At 29.5% G+C, this 2,760-nt stretch carries 2 protein-coding genes; both read right to left on the reverse strand.

The genetic code is table 11. The features are described from left to right. Nucleotides 1-320: 320 nt before the first annotated feature. Nucleotides 321-650, reverse strand: coding sequence for a hypothetical protein (locus ESZ47_RS09215; protein ID WP_148606693.1), 330 nt, complete (start codon nucleotides 648-650; stop codon nucleotides 321-323). Between the two features lie 12 nt (nucleotides 651-662). Then, entirely contained in the window at nucleotides 663-1,475 is an 813-nt protein-coding gene (locus tag ESZ47_RS09220) for a ParA family protein (RefSeq protein ID WP_148606694.1), read from the reverse strand. Between the last annotated feature and the right edge of the window lie 1,285 nt (nucleotides 1,476-2,760).

The raw sequence follows: 2,760 nt of genomic DNA on the forward strand, positions 1-2,760 counted from the left end.
TATTTTGCGCTGTTTTAGTTTTTATAATGTTTAACTGAAATGATCATAATTTTTTATGAGGGTTTTAGAAACTCAATTGAATGTTTTTCTATTGATTAGTTCATTGATAGAATTAGTAAAATCGAAACAATAACAATTGATATAGAAATAGTCTTAATAGTAAGTTGTTTTTAAATAAATTTAGTGCGGTTCTCTCGAAATAAAAAGTTCGCCTATTATAAATACTAAAAATAATTAAGAATCTATTTCTGTAATGATTTGAATGGCTTTTAAATGTTTTCAACACTTATTTTTCGTTTGCACAATATATACAAATTTTATTAATGATTATTGTTTACGGTTTCAATACTTGATCGAATGATTTTTTTTTCACTTACCGGTAAATTACTGATATATTCTTCTACAATGTCATTAATTACTTCGTAAATTTTTTTACTTTGTAATGTGGCCATGGTGCTTATAGCTGTGTGTGTGTTCAGTGGAAGTCTAATCGATTTTGGTAAGTCCTTACCTGTAAGTCTACTATGTGGTAGCTTTAGTAAGTCCTCTGGCATGGTACGGTTAGTATCTTCTGATAATTCTGGTGTAATGTTCTCAGGGCGTTCTGTTTTCTTTTTTCGGAATGAATTTAATCCAATATTATCAGCCATTATCAATGCTCCTTAATTTTGTTCAAATATAGTTATGCGTTCAAGTGTTTCTTTGATGAGATCGCCGTATAGTGTATGTATACGTTTGTCATGAATATCTTTAGTATTATCGGTGATTCCAGTTCTATCAAACCTTTTTAATCTGTTCATCTGTTTAATATGAGTTTTGAAAATATTGTTATTACCAAAGCTTTCTGTCGCATCTTGTAGGATATCAAGATCAATTTCTGATCCATTTTGTTGTAGCACAGGAAGTATGCCTAAAAGATCTATGTTCAGACCATAGTCATCTTGCAACTCTAATAAGTGCTCTATGTACTTTTCAGCACCTTTTAAGGCTCGTTCCTGTGTTTGTAGTATAACGATGACAAAATCACTGGCTACCAGTGCATTGTCTGTAAATTTGTTTAGTTGTGGTGGAATATCTAAAAATACAAAGTCGTATTCATTTTTAATTTCACTGATAAAGTTGGTTAAATGATGATCCTGTGAGTAATCATCAGAAAAGTTATCATAAAGATAACGTTCATAGTTTTGTAAATCGGAGTAGGATGGTAACAAATCTAGATTATCTTTTACATTTATTAACGCTTCTTTTGGATTATTATTTTTGATGGCTTCAAACAATGTTTCTTTAAATTCAGGTTTCTTTTTATAAATATTAGTCATTGTTGTTAGCAATAAATCCGTGGCATTAGCTTGAGGATCTAAATCGATTAATAATACTTTTTTGTCTATTTTAGACAATGTATAAGAAAGCATTACAGAATTTGTCGTCTTACCTACGCCACCTTTGAAATTTCCAGTTGTGATAACTTTAGTCATTCTTAACTCCTTTATAAAAATATAAAATTATGGTTTTATAACTTTATAAAAGTATAAAAGTATAACTTTATGAATTTATACTTTTATACTTAGCACGCGTTATTAACTGATGTATAAGCATTTTTTTTGATTTATAAATTTATATTATCATAAAAATATAAATTTAGCAAAATATAAAAGTATAAAAGTATAACTTTATGAATTTATAATTAATTTAATTTCATGAATTTTTTATAAAAAATTGACATAGTAGTAGTCAATGCGTTATATTATGTGCATAAACATAAATTAAAATAATTAATTTATTACAAAAAGAAAAGCCACCAAGGATTGCCGTCCTTGATAGCTACATGATTCTTATCTGTATGAGAATGTGTAACTATATTATATAACATAACCTTTATGTTGTAAATGTGGGTGATTTCGACGACAGTGAAGCCAAACACTTTAAGGGGTGTGGCATATATGACGTGTAGGGGGAAGTTACTTAGAGTAACTCGGAAGAGCCAAATCGCTGTATATGGTATACGAAAAAATAGACAAGTGCCATTTTCCCAGACACTACTGTACAAAAATATTTGGGTGCTACACAAACAATCCATACTGGGCGTGTAGTAGGGTGAGAGCGACCACAAACGGCTCGGCAGGTAAAACGGTGTCTACGGACACAGGGCTTGTATTTAAGCTGTATCGCGAAAAAAGATAATAAATATAGTGATACAGCGCCAATAAGGGCGTTTTTTTATTGGTTTAATGAATAAAGTAATTAATTAAAACAGGTGGGTAAAACCAAAGCTTGTATGGATAATGTGACGGACGACTGAACGATCGGTCAAGTGTTTGTATAAATTAAAGTTTTCTTCTTCCCAAAACAAGGGGAAAACTAACTTCAGTTCAAAACTCCCTCACTCTCAATCAAGCATTTGTACCTTGTTATGTCAACAAGTTTTCATTGTTTTTCTAAAAACAAAATCTGATTTTTAAAGAAGTATCTTACTGGTACTATGCTAAAGTTGAAATTCTTGGTTAATATATTATTATGTTTATTTTCTATAATTTTATTATAGTTAAGATTAAAAATAGCCGTCTTAACTAACTTTACGTGGGAAGTCTTTTTAGTGTGAGGCTTCCTTTTTGTATCTCTAATTGTGTCTTTATTTTAGGTAATTTGAATACGCCATTAAGTTATGAAATTAGCACTGGAAAAAATAAGAAAAAAAGTATAAAATAATTAAATATTTCTTTCTTTTTTTTACACTAACAATGTGGTAAGATAATATAGTTG

Origin of the sequence: Leuconostoc litchii (assembly GCF_008107645.1) — a bacterium.
Classification (GTDB): domain Bacteria; phylum Bacillota; class Bacilli; order Lactobacillales; family Lactobacillaceae; genus Leuconostoc; species Leuconostoc litchii.